Annotated in this window: 16 protein-coding genes, 1 tRNA gene and 2 pseudogenes; 11 read left to right on the top strand and 8 right to left on the bottom strand. The window is 58.0% G+C overall.

All coding sequences use genetic code 11. From position 1 onward, the window contains the following. The first annotated feature begins 38 nt into the window (after nucleotides 1-38). The 8 genes from KZX66_RS00205 to sctJ all read left to right on the top strand — a co-directional run bounded on the left by KZX66_RS00205 (nucleotide 39) and on the right by sctJ (nucleotide 6,327). Nucleotides 39-980: a ribose-phosphate pyrophosphokinase gene (locus KZX66_RS00205; protein WP_003171603.1), complete on the top strand. Its 942-nt coding sequence runs from the start codon at nucleotides 39-41 to the stop codon at nucleotides 978-980. 139 nt (nucleotides 981-1,119) lie between these two features. Beyond that, on the top strand, nucleotides 1,120-1,725 hold the full coding sequence (locus KZX66_RS00200) for a 50S ribosomal protein L25/general stress protein Ctc (RefSeq protein WP_032886113.1): 606 nt from the start codon (nucleotides 1,120-1,122) through the stop codon (nucleotides 1,723-1,725). 167 nt (nucleotides 1,726-1,892) lie between these two features. Then, nucleotides 1,893-2,477, top strand: a complete 585-nt coding sequence (pth, locus tag KZX66_RS00195) for an aminoacyl-tRNA hydrolase (RefSeq protein WP_248075046.1) — start codon at nucleotides 1,893-1,895, stop codon at nucleotides 2,475-2,477. 22 nt (nucleotides 2,478-2,499) lie between these two features. After that, entirely contained in the window at nucleotides 2,500-3,600 is a 1,101-nt protein-coding gene (gene ychF / locus KZX66_RS00190) for a redox-regulated ATPase YchF (protein ID WP_248075044.1), read from the top strand. Between the two features lie 246 nt (nucleotides 3,601-3,846). Continuing rightward, nucleotides 3,847-4,761: a sigma 54-interacting transcriptional regulator gene (locus tag KZX66_RS00185; RefSeq protein ID WP_248075042.1), complete on the top strand. Its 915-nt coding sequence runs from the start codon at nucleotides 3,847-3,849 to the stop codon at nucleotides 4,759-4,761. Between the two features lie 166 nt (nucleotides 4,762-4,927). Further along, a complete protein-coding gene (locus KZX66_RS00180; protein ID WP_248075040.1) occupies nucleotides 4,928-5,086 on the top strand; it encodes a hypothetical protein in 159 nt (52 codons plus the stop codon). 88 nt (nucleotides 5,087-5,174) lie between these two features. After that, entirely contained in the window at nucleotides 5,175-5,540 is a 366-nt protein-coding gene (locus tag KZX66_RS00175; RefSeq protein ID WP_248075038.1) for a hypothetical protein, read from the top strand. Nucleotides 5,541-5,544: 4 nt separating this feature from the next. After that, a complete protein-coding gene (gene sctJ, locus KZX66_RS00170) occupies nucleotides 5,545-6,327 on the top strand; it encodes a type III secretion inner membrane ring lipoprotein SctJ (RefSeq protein WP_248075036.1) in 783 nt (260 codons plus the stop codon). A 454-nt stretch (nucleotides 6,328-6,781) separates the two neighbouring features. Here the strand turns inward: sctJ and KZX66_RS00165 are convergent. The 8 genes and pseudogenes from KZX66_RS00165 to KZX66_RS00130 form a co-directional block, all read right to left on the bottom strand. Beyond that, a pseudogene (locus tag KZX66_RS00165) lies at nucleotides 6,782-6,952 on the bottom strand (EscT/YscT/HrcT family type III secretion system export apparatus protein); the annotation flags it as partial. Between the two features lie 10 nt (nucleotides 6,953-6,962). Then, the gene (sctS, locus tag KZX66_RS00160) at nucleotides 6,963-7,226 is read right to left on the bottom strand and encodes a type III secretion system export apparatus subunit SctS (protein ID WP_017529928.1); all 264 of its coding nucleotides are present in this window, start codon (nucleotides 7,224-7,226) and stop codon (nucleotides 6,963-6,965) included. A gap of 7 nt (nucleotides 7,227-7,233) precedes the next feature. Next, nucleotides 7,234-7,887, bottom strand: coding sequence for a type III secretion system export apparatus subunit SctR (gene sctR, locus KZX66_RS00155; RefSeq protein WP_248075034.1), 654 nt, complete (start codon nucleotides 7,885-7,887; stop codon nucleotides 7,234-7,236). Further along, nucleotides 7,884-8,690, bottom strand: a complete 807-nt coding sequence (locus tag KZX66_RS00150) for a FliM/FliN family flagellar motor switch protein (RefSeq protein WP_248075032.1) — start codon at nucleotides 8,688-8,690, stop codon at nucleotides 7,884-7,886. Before KZX66_RS00150 ends, sctR begins: the two co-directional genes overlap by 4 nt. Next, on the bottom strand, nucleotides 8,678-9,823 hold the full coding sequence (locus KZX66_RS00145) for a FliI/YscN family ATPase (protein ID WP_348983781.1): 1,146 nt from the start codon (nucleotides 9,821-9,823) through the stop codon (nucleotides 8,678-8,680). Before KZX66_RS00145 ends, KZX66_RS00150 begins: the two co-directional genes overlap by 13 nt. Further along, nucleotides 9,820-10,713 (bottom strand): FHA domain-containing protein, encoded by an 894-nt coding sequence (locus KZX66_RS00140; protein WP_248075030.1) that lies wholly within the window; start codon nucleotides 10,711-10,713, stop codon nucleotides 9,820-9,822. The genes KZX66_RS00145 and KZX66_RS00140 overlap by 4 nt, the downstream gene beginning before the upstream one ends. A 37-nt stretch (nucleotides 10,714-10,750) precedes the next feature. Continuing rightward, nucleotides 10,751-12,844 (bottom strand): type III secretion system export apparatus subunit SctV, encoded by a 2,094-nt coding sequence (sctV, locus tag KZX66_RS00135; RefSeq protein ID WP_248075028.1) that lies wholly within the window; start codon nucleotides 12,842-12,844, stop codon nucleotides 10,751-10,753. Next, nucleotides 12,841-13,896, bottom strand: a complete 1,056-nt coding sequence (locus tag KZX66_RS00130; RefSeq protein WP_248075026.1) for a TyeA family type III secretion system gatekeeper subunit — start codon at nucleotides 13,894-13,896, stop codon at nucleotides 12,841-12,843. The genes sctV and KZX66_RS00130 overlap by 4 nt, the downstream gene beginning before the upstream one ends. Nucleotides 13,897-14,158: 262 nt before the next feature. Here KZX66_RS00130 and KZX66_RS00125 point away from each other — a divergent pair, with 262 nt between their 5' ends. The 3 genes and pseudogenes from KZX66_RS00125 to KZX66_RS00115 all read left to right on the top strand — a co-directional run. Then, a complete protein-coding gene (locus KZX66_RS00125; RefSeq protein ID WP_248075024.1) occupies nucleotides 14,159-14,710 on the top strand; it encodes an RNA polymerase sigma factor in 552 nt (183 codons plus the stop codon). Nucleotides 14,711-15,038: 328 nt separating this feature from the next. After that, nucleotides 15,039-15,115 (top strand) — tRNA-Met (locus KZX66_RS00120). A 127-nt stretch (nucleotides 15,116-15,242) separates the two neighbouring features. Beyond that, nucleotides 15,243-15,497, top strand: a pseudogene (locus tag KZX66_RS00115) (DUF2388 domain-containing protein); the annotation flags it as partial. Between the last annotated feature and the right edge of the window lie 73 nt (nucleotides 15,498-15,570).

Here is a 15,570-nt window from a genome sequence, read left to right as displayed (position 1 = left end):
TACTCATCCAGGTTACCCTCAGCCTCTAGGTACTGCGCGTGTCCAAGATGATGGTCTTTACGGGGAACGCCAACCCCGATCTGGCTCGACGTGTCGTACGTCAGCTGCATATCCCTCTCGGTGACATCTCTGTCGGTAAATTCTCCGACGGCGAAATTACAGCCGAGATCAATGAAAACGTTCGCGGTAAAGACGTCTTCATTATTCAGCCGACCTGCGCTCCGACCAACGATAACCTGATGGAACTCGTCGTGATGGCTGATGCCTTCCGCCGCTCCTCAGCCACTCGAATCACAGCTGTAATCCCTTACTTTGGTTATGCCCGTCAGGATCGCCGTCCGCGTTCCGCACGTGTAGCTATCAGCGCGAAAGTCGTTGCTGACATGCTGACCGTGGTAGGTATCGACCGTGTTCTCACGGTTGACCTGCACGCTGACCAAATCCAGGGGTTCTTTGATATTCCGGTAGATAACATCTACGGCTCCCCAGTATTGGTGGACGACATCGAAGACCAGCGCTTTGAAAACCTGATGATCGTGTCCCCGGACATTGGTGGCGTCGTGCGTGCACGTGCGGTTGCCAAGTCCCTGGGCGTGGACCTCGGGATCATCGATAAACGCCGTGAAAAAGCCAATCACTCTGAAGTGATGCATATCATCGGTGATGTCGAAGGGCGTACCTGTATTCTGGTTGATGACATGGTCGACACCGCCGGCACCCTGTGCCACGCGGCAAAAGCCTTGAAAGAGCACGGTGCAGCAAAAGTCTTCGCCTACTGCACACACCCTGTGCTGTCGGGCCGAGCGATCGAGAACATCGAGAATTCCGTGCTGGACGAACTGGTGGTGACTAACACCATCCCGTTGTCCGCCGCCGCTCAAGCCTGCGCGCGTATCCGTCAACTGGATATCGCACCGGTAGTTGCAGAAGCGGTTCGCCGCATCAGCAACGAAGAATCGATCAGCGCGATGTTCCGCTAAGGGTCAAACCTTTCGGAACACCTCACTGACGAAAAGCGCCCCGCCCCAACACTCTGTTGGGGCGGGGCTTTTTTGCCCATATCGCCTTTAGCGCTGGTCGCAAACGCTGGGGCGAATGTGGTTATTTTGGAGATACAACATGAACGATTTTACTCTGAATGCTGAAGTGCGTTCCGACCTGGGGAAAGGTGCGAGCCGCCGCCTGCGTCGTCTCGCAAGCCTGGTTCCAGCTGTAGTTTACGGTGGCGAAAAAGCCCCTGAATCCATCAGCATGCTGGCTAAAGAAGTTGCCAAACTGCTCGAAAACGATGCTGCCTACAGCCACGTTATCGAACTGAACGTTGGCGGCAAAAAGCAGAACGTTATCATCAAGGCTCTGCAGCGCCACCCGTCCAAGGGCCACGTACTGCACGCTGACTTCGTACGCGTTGTAGCCGGTCAGAAACTGACCGCTATCGTGCCTGTGCACTTCGTTGGCGAAGAAGCTCCAGTCAAGAAAGGTGGCGTTGTTTCTCACACCACTACCGAGCTGGAAGTAAGCTGCCTGCCGAAAGACCTGCCTGAGTTCATCGAAGTCGACCTGTCGGCTGCTGAAATCGGCACCATCATCCACCTGTCCGACCTCAAGGCCCCTAAAGGCGTTGAGTTCGTTGCACTGGCTCACAACGACGACAAGGCTGTTGCCAACGTCCACGCGCCACGTGTTGTAGCAGAAGATGAAGCCGGCGAAACCGCTGCAGAGTAATACACTCTGCAACGAAGGAGCTTGAGGAAACATCGCGGACCGAAACATAGCGAGAAAGCGGGCAACAACGCGAAGTTTATCTCTGGATAAGTGAGCTCCTGTCGTCCCCTTTCGCCGCACGCTGGTGTAGCGATGTTATCCACAACTCCAAAGGAAGGGCCCCTGTCGTGACTGCCATTAAACTGATCGTTGGCCTGGGAAATCCAGGCGCCGAATACGAACAGACCCGGCATAACGCGGGGGCCCTTTTTGTTGAGCGCATCGCCCACGCCCAAGGTATAAACCTTGCGGCCGATCGCAAATATTTTGGCCTGACCGGGCGCTTCTCGCACCAGGGTCAGGATGTTCGTCTGCTGATTCCCACCACCTACATGAACCGCAGCGGCCAGGCTGTCGCGGCACTTGCGGGCTTCTTCCGGATCAAACCCGAGGAAATCCTGGTGGCCCATGACGAACTGGACCTGCCACCTGGCGTTGCCAAGCTCAAGCTGGGCGGCGGGCATGGCGGGCACAACGGGCTGCGCGACATCATCGCGCAGTTGGGGAATCAGAATAATTTTTACCGTCTGCGGCTCGGCATTGGCCACCCAGGCGTCGCCAGTATGGTTTCAAATTTCGTCCTGGGTCGTGCGCCACGCGCCGAACAGGAAAAACTCGATGCCAGCATCGACTTTGCCCTCGGCGTGCTGCCGGATATCTTCGCCGGGGAATGGAACCGCGCGATGAAAAACCTGCACAGCCAGAAGGCCTGACTTTTTTCCGAGGGGAAACACCATGGGATTCAATTGCGGCATCGTCGGCCTGCCCAACGTCGGCAAATCCACCTTGTTCAACGCTTTGACCAAGTCCGGTATTGCGGCGGAGAACTTCCCCTTCTGCACCATCGAACCCAACAGCGGTATCGTGCCGATGCCGGACCCACGCCTTGAAGCGCTGGCGGCCATCGTCAATCCCAAGCGTATCCTGCCGACCACCATGGAATTCGTCGACATCGCAGGCCTGGTTGCCGGCGCATCGAAAGGTGAAGGACTGGGCAACAAGTTCCTGGCCAACATCCGCGAAACAGATGCCATTGCCCACGTGGTTCGCTGCTTTGAAGACGAGAACGTGATTCACGTCTCCAACAGCGTCGACCCGAAACGCGACATCGAGATCATCGACCTGGAACTGATCTTCGCAGACCTCGACAGCTGCGAAAAGCAACTGCAGAAAGTCGCGCGTAACGCCAAGGGTGGCGACAAGGACGCCGTGGTCCAAAAAGGCCTGCTGGAGCAGTTGATCGCTCACTTCACCGAAGGCAAGCCTGCGCGCAGCCTGATGAAAAGCATGGGCGCTGACGAGAAGGCCGTGATCAAGGGCTTCCACCTGCTGACCACCAAGCCTGTAATGTACATCGCCAACGTCGCTGAAGACGGTTTTGAGAACAACCCGCTGCTGGATGTGGTCAAGGCCATCGCCGACGAAGAAGGCGCCATCGTGGTTCCGGTGTGCAACAAGATCGAAGCGGAAATCGCCGAGCTTGATGACGGCGAAGAGAAGGACATGTTCCTGGAGGCCCTGGGCCTGGAAGAACCTGGCCTGAACCGCGTGATCCGCGCCGGCTACGAAATGCTCAACCTGCAGACCTACTTCACTGCCGGTGTCGAAGAAGTCCGCGCCTGGACCGTCAAGGTGGGTGCCACCGCGCCGCAAGCGGCCGGCGTGATCCACACCGACTTCGAAAAAGGCTTTATCCGCGCCGAAGTGATCGCCTATAACGACTTCATCCAGTTCAAGGGTGAGGCCGGTGCCAAGGAAGCCGGTAAATGGCGCCTGGAAGGCAAGGAATACATCGTCAAGGATGGCGACGTCATGCATTTCCGTTTCAACGTGTAAGTAACACCCGCGGTTTACCCCGCATTTAAAAAGCCGATGCCTTGCATCGGCTTTTTTATGGGTAATTGTTTAACACCTCGCCTTAGCAATTAGGCACAACAAAATATAAAGCTGTCTAACTTCTCCTACATCATTCGCGTAAGTTCCTACTTCAAGGTCCGCGCGAGAAACCTATAATTTTCACGCCGGTGAAGGCGTGGCTGATCACGGCTTTCTCAATAGCAAAAATAATGGAGCACCCCGTCGATGTCGAATGCCTGTCATGGGGAAGTTGAAACGGATACGTCGTTCCTGAAAGACCCAGACATTGAAAATACGCTTCACAGCACCGCGAAACTCAACATAGATATTTTATTACTGGGAGAAACCGGTACCGGCAAGGACACGTTGGCCCAACGGGTTCATCGCTTATCGGGACGCCGCGGTAACTTCGTTGCCGTGAACTGCGCGGCGATCCCCGAAAGCCTTGCGGAAAGCCAGTTGTTTGGAGTCAACAGCGGCGCCTTTACGGGGGCGGTGCAGTCGCGGGCAGGCGTGGTAGAAGCCGCTCATCTGGGCACACTTTACCTCGATGAGATCGACAGCATGCCTTTGAACCTGCAGGCCAAACTGCTGCGGGTACTGGAATCTCGTGGCGTGGAGCGCCTGGGCTCAACCCGTTTCATCCCGGTGGATATGCGCGTCATTGCCTCAGCCCAGCAGTCGCTGCACCAGATGGTCGAATCGGGCACCTTCAGGCGTGACCTGTACTTTAGACTGAACATCGTCAGTCTCCAGCTTCCCGCCCTGCGCGACCAACGCGAGCGGATTATCCCGTTGTTCATCAACATGGTCCGGCAGGAAGCCGAACACTTCCAATGCCCTGCCCCAACCCCACCTGCCCAGTTGTTGCAACAACTGCTCTGCCATTCCTGGCAGGGAAACCTTCGTGAGCTACGTTCGACCGCCAAACGCTTCGTATTGGGCCTGGCGCCGCTCACAGTGCCGGTAAGCGACACACACGGTAGCGAATTAGGCCTCAAGACGCGCCTGCAACAAATTGAAAAAGCCCTGATTGAAGAATCACTGCAGCGCAATGACCACTGTGTCGATAGCGTGGCGATTGAGTTGGGGGTGGTAAAGCGCACGCTCTATTACCGAATGAAACAACTCGAAATATAACGCCGCAGCACACATCGAAATAAATTTAAATATTTATCGCGCAATAAAATGGAACGCTTCATTTGCAACAAACCACGTAAAGCCCGAGCAACTACGAATTCGCTCAACATGCACAGATAGCGGATGAATTGCTATCGGTCTTTATTTAAATTTTGAAAGGTGTTCTATGATCTCTAATCTTGGTGGTAGCGCTGGTAACCAAGCTCAGCTGGATGCAATCAACGCGGAAAAAGAACGCAAAGTGGTTGAAGAAGCTAAAAAAACAGCTGAGCAGGAACTGACCACTGCTAAAGCGGGCCGCACTAAATCCTTGCGATTCGCATAAGTAAAACAACCTCCCCGCCCCGTAAGGACTGGGGAGGTTTTTACGCTCACTGCAAGTACAGCACCTGATTCATTCGATGGAGGTTCACATGGATATCACCCATACCGGGTTGCGCAAAAACATGTCCATCGCTGCCCACGCCGACATGCCAGACGCGAACAACGCGGTTTCTGACATTAGTTTTTTCAACGCCCAGCTCAACCCCGCCGAACCGTCCGGTAACGGCGTTGCGCCCGTCACGGCCTCTGCTGCATCGCCCTGGGACGCCACTGAGTCGCAAACCCTATCCAGACGCGTATCCAAAGGGTTTCGGGAGGCCAGCCAGAACAAGAAGACCAAAGACGCGAACGAGTTTCCCCAGGCGCTCGCCGAGGCGCATATAGAAGTGATGTCACGCGTCAAGGTCATTGGTGCAATTGCAAAAGGCATCGACAAAATTTCAAACCTGGGGTAGCTGCATGTATCGCCACCTGATAGCCCTAGTGTTTCTGTCGTCGGCGTTGATGCTGACTGGCTGTGGTGAAAGCGTAGAGCTTCATCGCAACATCTCTGAGCAAGAAGCTAACGAAGTCATTGCAGAGCTGGCCAACAAACAGATTCGCGCTCAGAAAATCCCGGGTAAAGACGGCGTTGCCGTTCGCGTGAAGGCCAGTGACATAAGTCGAGCGGTTCGTACTCTGGACGCTGCGGGGCTGCCCAGGCTGGCCCGTTCAACATTGGGTGATGTATTTCGCAAGGAAGGCGTCATCTCCACACCACTGGAAGAGCGTGCGCGTTACATCTACGCACTGTCCCAGGAGTTGGAGTCGACCCTATCGAATATAGACGGTGTGATCGTCGCCCGTGTGCACGTGGTGCTCCCTGAGCGAGTCGCGCCAGGCGAGCCGGTACAGCCGGCGTCCGCCTCGGTATTCATCAAACATGACCCGCGCCTGGACCCGGACAAAATCAACCCGCGCGTGCGCAGGATGGTGGCCAGCAGCATCCCCGGCATGGCTTCAGCCATCGACAATACCGTCAAGCTGACCGTGATTTTCGTACCGGCCACTGCCTATAAGGAAGAGCAACAGCTTGTCTATTTCGGCCCCTTCCTGGTGCCGGAGCATGACCTTGGGTTTTGGCGTGCCAGCGTTTTATTACCTCTGATCGCCCTCATCCTGGGCGGCGCTGGCTGGCGGCTCTGGCGCCGCTGGAAGTTGTCCAACCTTGCAGAGCCTGCAATGGCACAGGCTCATGAGTGACGATCTGAGTTGGGTAAAATGGTGGGCCTTCCCGTGGAAAAATGCCCACATCGATTGGCTCACCCAAACGGGCTTTGTCGAAGCAGCAGCACTTTCACGCAGCCATCATCGCCGCGTGAGCGACCTGTTCGGCATTGAGCCCGGGCTGCCCCCGGCCGCTTCTTCGGCATTGTTACAACTGGTGCTGAGCAGCACGCAGCAACGGGACCTTGTGCTCATCCTTATCAATGAGGTGTACAAGGCGCCCCATGACGAGCGGCTGAATCAGGAACAGCTGCTTTGGTGCCAGCGCCTGGCCAAGGCGCTGCCACCTGGCCCGGCGTCGACGAACATCGACGATCCCTTGCAATATCTGCGCGCTTGGGTCGCTCCTGCTATCTGGCAGCGACTGCGCTTGTGCTTTGCGCGTCCAAGGGTGCTCGAGCTGGAGCTGCATCCCAAACCGGCGGACCCCCACGGCCGCCTGGATACCTGGCGTCGGAATGAACGCCAGGACCATCACGATGGCGTGCCGGGACAGGCCGCGAACATGCTGAAAACAGAACGCCGGCACCAGAATGGCGCAGGGATAGATACGCGCCATGGCGATCAGCAGGCTGGGCAAAAGCTCGAGATAAAGCATCACGTGCAGGCCCTCAGTTGAGGGCCGAGCGGGCGATCATGTCGAACATCAGGTTGATCAGTTGAATCAACTCCACACCGATCCAGCGTCCCGTCAATATCAGTGTGACCCCCACGGCAACCAGCTTGATGCCGAAGGGCAGCGTCTGGTCCTGTATCTGCATCAGGGCTTGAACCAGCGACGTCAGCACGCCAACAATCACCGCCACGATCAACGGCGGTGCCGACAGCACCACCACCAACAGCATGCCTTGCTTGAACAGCACGATCGGTTCCATGGGGCACTCAAAGGTAAGAAAGGAAAAGGCTGTCGAGCAATCGCGACCATCCGGAAACCATGACGAACAACAACAGCTTGAGTGGCAAGGAAATGGTCATCGGCGACACCATCTGCATACCCAGCGCCAATAGCAGGTTGGACACAATCAGATCGATGACGATGAACGGAATGTAGATCAGGAAACCGATCTCGAACCCGGCCTGTAACTGCGACACCACAAATGCCGGAATCAACAGGATCAAGTCTTCGCGCTGGGTACCTTGCGCCATCTCAGGCGGCCACATACGCACGCTGTTTTCCTGCAGATGGGTCAACACATCCGGATCAGTGTTGCGCTTCATGAATTCGCGTAACGGTTGCATGGCCACCAGGCCGGTCTCTTGCATCGTCTGCACGCTGCTCATGTTCAGGGGCGTGCCCTGGAGGTTTTCGGCGATCTGATAGCCCACGGGCGCCATGACAAAGAGCGTTGCCGCCAGCGCTATGCCATTGATCGCCATGCTGGGAGGCACCTGCTGAACACCGATAGCGTTGCGGGTAATCATCAGCACAATGACAATCTTCAAGAAAGCCGTGCAAACCACCAACAGCATCGGCAGCAACGACAGCGCACCGAAAAACAGCGCCAGGACAACGGGGTCGACGCCCTGGAATATCATCGGGAGAACACCACGCGCGACAACTGCAAGCCGAGCCGACCGTTGACTTCCACCAGCTGCCCCTGCCCAATCGGCCGGTCTCCGTAATACAGGCCGGCGATACCAGGGGCATAGCCGGTGATGCCCAGCACAGCTCCGGGCGCCAGATTGCGCAGTTCGCCCAGGGTCAGGTTCAAGACGCCACAGCGCACGGTCAGCGCCATACTCAAGTCATCAAAGGGTTCCCGGCCAAAGACATCCTCCATCGGCTGATCAACCTCTTCTTCTGCATATTCCTGTATTACAAACTCTTCGTTCACGCACGTTTCCTTTATCGCAATAAGGTTCAGGCACCACCGCCCGGATTCATCATCAATACGCCCTTGCAACCGATGACTGCCGATATGCAAGTGGCCATGGCCCTGTACATCGAAAAAGGCCTGCTCGAGTACCAACACATCACCCGCACGCAAGCCGCGCACTTGCGCAACAGGCAGGCTCAAGCGGCCCAGGGACGCCGCTATGACCAACGGAAAAGCCACAGGCAGCGGATCGCCCGCAGGCTCCCAGGCGCCGGCCGCATACGCAGCCAGCAAGCTCTCCGGAGCCATCCACAGGTAACCTGCGACCCTGGAAGGCCCCAGCGTCACCGTAAAACGACAACCAAAATTCAGTTTCCTGGGTGCGGACAGCAAACGCAGATACCCAAACAGCGCCAACACCTGCGGGCTAAGGTGATGCTGGAACAGCTCCCAAAACCAGGATGTGGGGTCGTTGCCGGCCTCTGCCAGGGTCACCGGGCATTCACCCATCAGACTGAACATCGCCTCCGGGTCGCGACATTGCTCAGAATTCGCGAAAGGCTGGCCAGAACGTCAACCGCCGGGTAGTGACCCCGCTCAGCCAGTTTGCGCGACAGAACAATATGACCATCCAGCAGCGAGCGGACTTCATCCGCCACCGGGTCACTCATGGAATCCTGCTCGATAAGCACGGTGTAGATCGCGGTGATCACGCCGTCGCGAGTCAACCCGGCGCGCTCCACCAACCGCGGCAGCAAGCTGTATACCGAAGGCGGCAAGCCGCCACGCCCCAAAGGCTCACCGGCCGCCAGACCGATTTCCCGCTGGGCGCGCGCAAATCGGGTCAAGGAGTCGATCAATAGCAGCACCCGCTTACCTTCACGGCGATAGCCCTCGGCCAGCGCCGTCGCAGTGAACGCTGCGCGGGCTCGCTCCATGCTGGAACGGTCGGACGTCGCGCACACCAGTACGGCCTTGGCCCGCAATTGCTCATCCAGCTCATGGTCGAGAAACTCACGCAGCTCCCGGCCGCGCTCGCCGATCAGGCCGAACACAATCACGTCGCACTCGACGTTCCGGGCAATTTCCGCCAGCAAGGTGGTCTTGCCACAGCCCGCACCGGCAAACAGCCCCACACGCTGGCCCTCGCCAAGCGTCAACAACCCATCGATTGAGCGCACCCCGGTCGCCAGGGCCCGATGGATCCTCGGCCGGTCGGTCGGCAACGGGGCCTCGCATAACACCATGCTGGCATCGGGGCTCTCGGTCTCGACAAACGCGCTGGGGCCAACGCCCGTAATCGGTCGCCCGAAGCCATCCAGCACCTGCCCCAACAACTCATCACTGACCCGCACCTGATGCGACACGCCCAGACGCTGCACACCAGCGCCCACGCGTACCCCTTCAAGATTGCCCAAGGCGCTGAGGACGGCGTCCTGCTGATCGAACCCGATGATCTCGGCCAGCATGTATTCGTCGACAGACTTTTCAACCTGGCACAGATCACCGATACGCGCGCCGGGCAACCGGCATTGCAGCAACATGCCGTTGACGCGCTGGACTCGACCGCGCATCGTCACCGGTAAAAGGTTGCTCAGTGACTGGGTCTGGCGCCGCTCCCAGGCCTCGAGGCGCGCCCGCAGTTCTTCACTCACCAATGCACCTCATAACGCTGCGCGCCATCGAAGACCACCTTGGTATTGTCGATCAGCACTAACCGCAAACTTTCCACCTCGTCACCGACAAACAGCCGACTGCCATCTTCGAGAACCACATGGCCGTTCGGCCCGCCGACGATCTGCACAATCTTGAACGGCAGCGTCCCATCGCGCGTACGCACGCGACTGATCACCGGCACGGCGTTGTCGAACAACTCACCAAAACGGTTGAGCATCCGCGACACCAGCTCCACATCGTCCACAGAAACCGCGCCGTTGAGCACGACCTGGCCGTTGATCACTTCCAGGCTGACCCTTTGGCTCAATTCACGCTCGGCGAGCATCTTCAGCAATTGCTCCCGCACTTCATACGCAGAGGCCAATAGCGGTTTGGCTGCCCCGGGCGCCATCAAGGAGGCCTGGGCATCCCGCTCGCCCGGGGAAATCATGCCGACGACCGCGACGATCACCGCAACCACCAGCACTGCACTGATCAGGCGTTTTTGCTGCACGTGGGAAAGGGACGACAACGGTAACGCCCGCGGCGCCTCATGGGTCCGTTGCGTTGGAGTGGAGGCAGGCCCTTCAGGCCATGGCTGATCGGCCAGGGCGACAGACAGACGAATGGCCCCGACTGAAAACGGCATGTTCAGGCTCAGGCTCGCGATCTGCGCCAGCACCTGCCCCCCGGCGTCATGCAGCAGCCCGGCTTCGGCCTGCACTGACCAATTCGAACCGATCAACCGCAACCGCGCGTGCTGCTCGGCAATGCCGGGATCATTCAGCACCAGGTCCGCGTCAGGCTGAGCACCAATGCTCCAGGTCTCACCAAACAGCGGCAACGCGGCCCCCTGACGCAGACCATTGAGCACTCGCAGCTCAAACATCAGCGAGCCCTCCCGCGCGCGGCATCGCCCAAGGGGATCATGCCGCCGCACCGCGCATCAGTTGATCCTGACTCAGATCAAAACGCCCCAGCACTTTTACCTTGGATGAACTCCCCAATTCCGCAAAGGACAACACCGGTACATGGTTGAACTCCTCCAGCAACAAGGTGCGCAATGGACTGCGCAGGTCCTGCGCAACCAACATCACACTTTTACGTTTGGCACGTAAGGTAAAGGCCTGGTTGAGAAGGTTGATCAACGCGGCACTGGTTTCGCTATCCAGTGCGAAGAACACCCCGGTCTGGGTCTGGCGCAAGGCATCGCGCAAGACGTTCTCGCTATGGGGAGACAACAACCAGGCATGCAGACCATCTTCTTCGCTGTACTGGTGGAAGATCTGCGCCTTGAGGGCAATGCGCGCATAATCGGCGAGTGCGTCAGGCTCGCGCTCATGCTGGCCGTACTCGACCATCGCTTCAACAATCAGCCGCACGGCTCGAAGCGGTACGCCTTCACTGGCCAAACGTTGCAACACCGCTGAAAACCGCGAGAGCGGCATGATGCGCTGCAACTCCTGCACCAGTTCCGACTGGTTGTGCTCAAGCCAACTGAGGATCGCCTTGCTCTCCTGAATCCCCAGGAACTGCGGCCCGCTAAGCATCATGGCCTGCCTCATGCGTTCGATGATCAGGCTCGTCGCGGTAAAGCGTTCCAACTGTGGGTCATCCAGCAGAGGATCATCGGCCGGCAACCAGAGCCAACCCTCTTCGTCACGCTCGGCCAGCCCCGGTATTGCGTGCGCAGGCTCTACGGTGAAGGCCTTGCGGTCAACGGCCAGATGGGTGACGACCGAGGCCTTGATCATCGGTACTTCATGCACGCAAAAGCGCATTTCGTCGGCGGCCAGTGCCTCATCGAGTTCGACCTCGAAAGGCGGCAACGTCAGGCCGATATTGGCGACCAGCGAATTTCGTGCCTGGCGAATCCCGTGAATAAGATCCGTCACCTCAGGTGTGCCACGCAAAGCCGAGGGAAACTGCAATAGATAAGGCCGCGATGGATCGAACCCACGCAGATCCTCTTCGCCGTTCTCTTCGGGGCGGACGGCGTGAGCGTCTTCATCCTCGGCCGGGGCCTTGCCCTGACGCTGACGCATCAAGTAATACCCCAAGGCACCGGTTGCCGCGGAGATCAGGATAAACACCAGGGTCGGCATGCCGGGCACCACTGCAAATGCGAGCATCCCTACCGACGCAATCATCCAGCTCTTAGGCTCGCTGGTCATTTGGCGGGCAATTTCGGCGCCCATGTTAGTGATGCCCTTGCCCCCGGCCGGCGCCACACGCGTGATGATCATGCCGGCCGTAAGGGAGATCAGCAGCGCCGGAATCTGCGCAATCAGGCCGTCGCCGATGGTCAGCACCGAATACAGTTGGATCGATTCGGCGGCGCTCAGATCGTGTTGAAACATTCCCGTGGTAAAACCGCCCAGCAGGTTGACCACCACGATAATCAAACCGGCAATGGCGTCGCCCTTGACGAACTTCATGGCCCCGTCCATGGCGCCGAACAGCTGGCTCTCACGCGATAACTGGTCGCGCTTTTCCCGCGCTTGGATGCCGTCGATAAGGCCGGCGCGCAAGTCGCTGTCGATGGACATCTGTTTGCCCGGCATCGCATCCAGGCTGAACCTTGCGGCTACCTCGGCGACCCGCTCCGAGCCCTTGGTGATCACCAGAAAATTGACCAGGGTCAGAATCAGGAAGATCACCATCCCCACCGCCAGGTTGCCCCCCACCACGAAATTGCCGAACGCCTCGACGATGTCGCCGGCGTCCTGTTCCAGCAGGATCAGGCGCGTAGTCGCGATCGACAGCGCCAGACGAAACATGGTGGTCAGCAGCAAGATCGAAGGAAACGAAGAGAACGCCAGGGGCCCCGGCAAATACAGCGCCAGCACGATCAATAGGCAGGAGATGCAGATGTTGACCGCGATAAGAATATCCACCAGCCAGGTGGGCAGCGGCACGATAAAGATAAACACAATGCCCAGGACAACCACGGCCCCGAGTACTTCGGCACGCTGCGCCGCTTTGAGCAGCACATTGTTGAGGGTAGACAGCACGGTCACACCGACGTCCCCAGACTACCGGCAAAGCGTATGGGGCCGCGCTCAACCCGGTCCAGCTCTCCCATGACCGCCAAAAAGCTATCCAGGGCGCTCTGACGCACTCGACTGTCCGGCCATAACGCCAGGGGCAACTGCCGAATCAGAGGGAAAAGCGCGTTAAGCAGTACCACCTGCTGGGTATCCGGCGCGCTGCCCAGATCATGCCCAAGCCGCAGGACTTCACCCGCATCAATCCCGCTGCCGGCGTAGCCCAGCAGGCGCTGCAACAGGCTCACGGCGTCACCATCCAAACCTAGACGCCCATTCAGCGCCTCGCAATCGGCCAACACACTGCTCAACTGACCACAACTTTGCAGGGCCAGCAGCAAGGTGCGCAGTCGAGGGGTAGCCATTGAAGAAACCAACACCGCGATGTCGTCAGCCAAGGCTTTACGCATGCTGCCGAGCCGCGCGGAAAACGTATCGCCACCGTATACACCCAGCAGCGCCTGCATCATCGTCGCCAGGGATTGGCGCGTGGCCACGCTGGCGTAGTAGAGCGCACGCAGCGCCTGGCGCTCTTGCGCATCACCGCCGGCCTCCAGCAACGCCGTGGCGAATTTAAGGCCCGCCTGGATTTCCCCTTTGAAGCCGATGCTCATCGTGGCAATGGCATCCCGCGCCTTGGCCGCTTCAGACGAGCGCGCCTCACTGTCCGCCTGGACCTCCAGATACCGGAGCACCACGAACGCACGCGCCGGGTCCCCCTCGGCAAGCTCCAGCAACTTGTCGGCGCTGGGATTGTGCTGCAACTGCTGCCTGAAACGCCGAGAAATAGCCGCGAACGACTCCTGGGCCGGATGGCCAAGCTGATCATAAAGTTGCGCAAGCTGATCGACAGGCGGAACGCGTATCGACGTCGCCCGCAGCACTCGGTTATTGGCCACCACTTCCTGGTCGAAGAGCTGGGCAAGCTCCTCGACCTTGGCCGGCTCTGGCGTAGAGACGCGCGCAACAGCGGATTGATCCAGGCGTTGGGATGATGGCAAATCGTTAAGAACTTCGACTTTCATGAGCATGCCAAGACGGGAAGAGTGTGTCCCTATGTGGCAATGCCCGCCGATACGGTTCCATCAAAGTTTATCCGTCGATGGTTTTGAAAAGACCGACACAAATCATCGATGCCTTTTGCAAGAAGTTGCGCAAAAACGCTCTATTTCAATATGTTTTTTTATATAAATCAGCAAGTTGAAGGATTTTTCCATTTGGCACAGCCAGTGCTAAAGGGGTTCTCGTCGAAAACTTTTCGACAGTGTCTACCCTGAGGAAAACACCGTGAATATCCCTATTGATGCTTTAGCGCACCTTGTTGGCGGCTCGCCTCAATTCATGCTCGAACTGACGGACGACCAACAAAAAAAGCTCCGCCGCTTTATTCACAAACGCGTGCTTAACCACGAGGATGCAGACGACATCCTGCAACTGACGTACCTGGAGGCATGGCGTAACAGGGAACGTTTCAGTGGCCAGGCCGCCCTCAGCACCTGGATGTGCGGCATCGCGCAAAACCTGATCCGCAATCACTTCAGACGCCTGTATGCCAAGCCGGTGCATTGCGAATTCGACGAGTCGCTGTGGCACGGCCAGGAAGAAAACAAAAACCTGGACTGGGAGTTCGAAATCAACCGCCGCCTGGAAAATACCCTGAGCGCCATTGACCACCTACCTGCGGAAATGCGCAAAACGCTGTACGCCTCACTGGAAACCGATGGCAGCTACCAGGACACTGCCGACGTGTTGGACATCCCCATAGGCACCGTTCGCTCACGCCTGTCGCGGGCACGCGAACAACTCAAGCGTGTCACTCACAACTCGATATACCCATAAGCAAAACCAAGTGTTGGGCGGCAGGGATATTGCCCAACTCGATCACGACTTTTGCGTACGCGGCTGCGAGACCGCAGCGACCCGAAGCCCCCCCCGGCAATCATCCTCATATTGCCCGGCCCCACGCCTGCGCGCAGACCATCGACTGCCTGCCTCCATGCATCTCTCGTGACGACGGGTTCAACCCCTGAGGCGAGCGAGTAAGCTCGCGTTGGGCTATGCAGCCCCCAAAAACCGGCGTTTTCGGTTAAACAGTTGAAAGCGCAGATAAAAATTAAAAATAAACGCTTGACGCATTCCCGTTCTGCGCGAATAATGCGCGCCACTTGGCTACATAGCTCAGTTGGTTAGAGCATAGCATTCATAATGCTGGGGTCCGGGGTTCAAGTCCCTGTGTAGCCACCAAGTACTAAAAACGGCTTACCGAAAGGTAGGCCGTTTTTTTATGTCCGCAAAAAAGCCATCCCCCAGCGTTGCTCCAGACTGCTGTTAGTATCCCCCACTCCCCAACACTCAAAGGACTCAGTGTTCGATGCCCCGCCCCCACCTGATCGCCACCCTCGCACTCTGCGCACTGCCTCTCTTGGTACACGCGAATGAAGGTAAAAGCCCGATCGAAGGCGCCACGCTGGCCAGCATCGCGCTCCCCTTCCTGACGGTTTTCGCCACGCTGGGCACTACCAGCCATCCCGTCGAGATGCTCAAGTCCGCCAAAAGCGACGCGCTGGCCTTTGTCGGCTCGGACGGCGACATCCGCACCGCGCACTTTGAACTGGCCGTACGCACGTATCACACGGCCTACCCGGCGCCGCACATGAGTGACATGCAATTGGCCCAGGCGATTGCGGTGACGCATTGAC

The sequence above is a fragment of the Pseudomonas sp. EYE_354 genome (assembly GCF_023148575.1).
GTDB lineage: Bacteria > Pseudomonadota > Gammaproteobacteria > Pseudomonadales > Pseudomonadaceae > Aquipseudomonas.
Note: the sequence above shows the minus strand (reverse complement) of the source record. Positions and strands in the feature narration are given on the sequence as shown.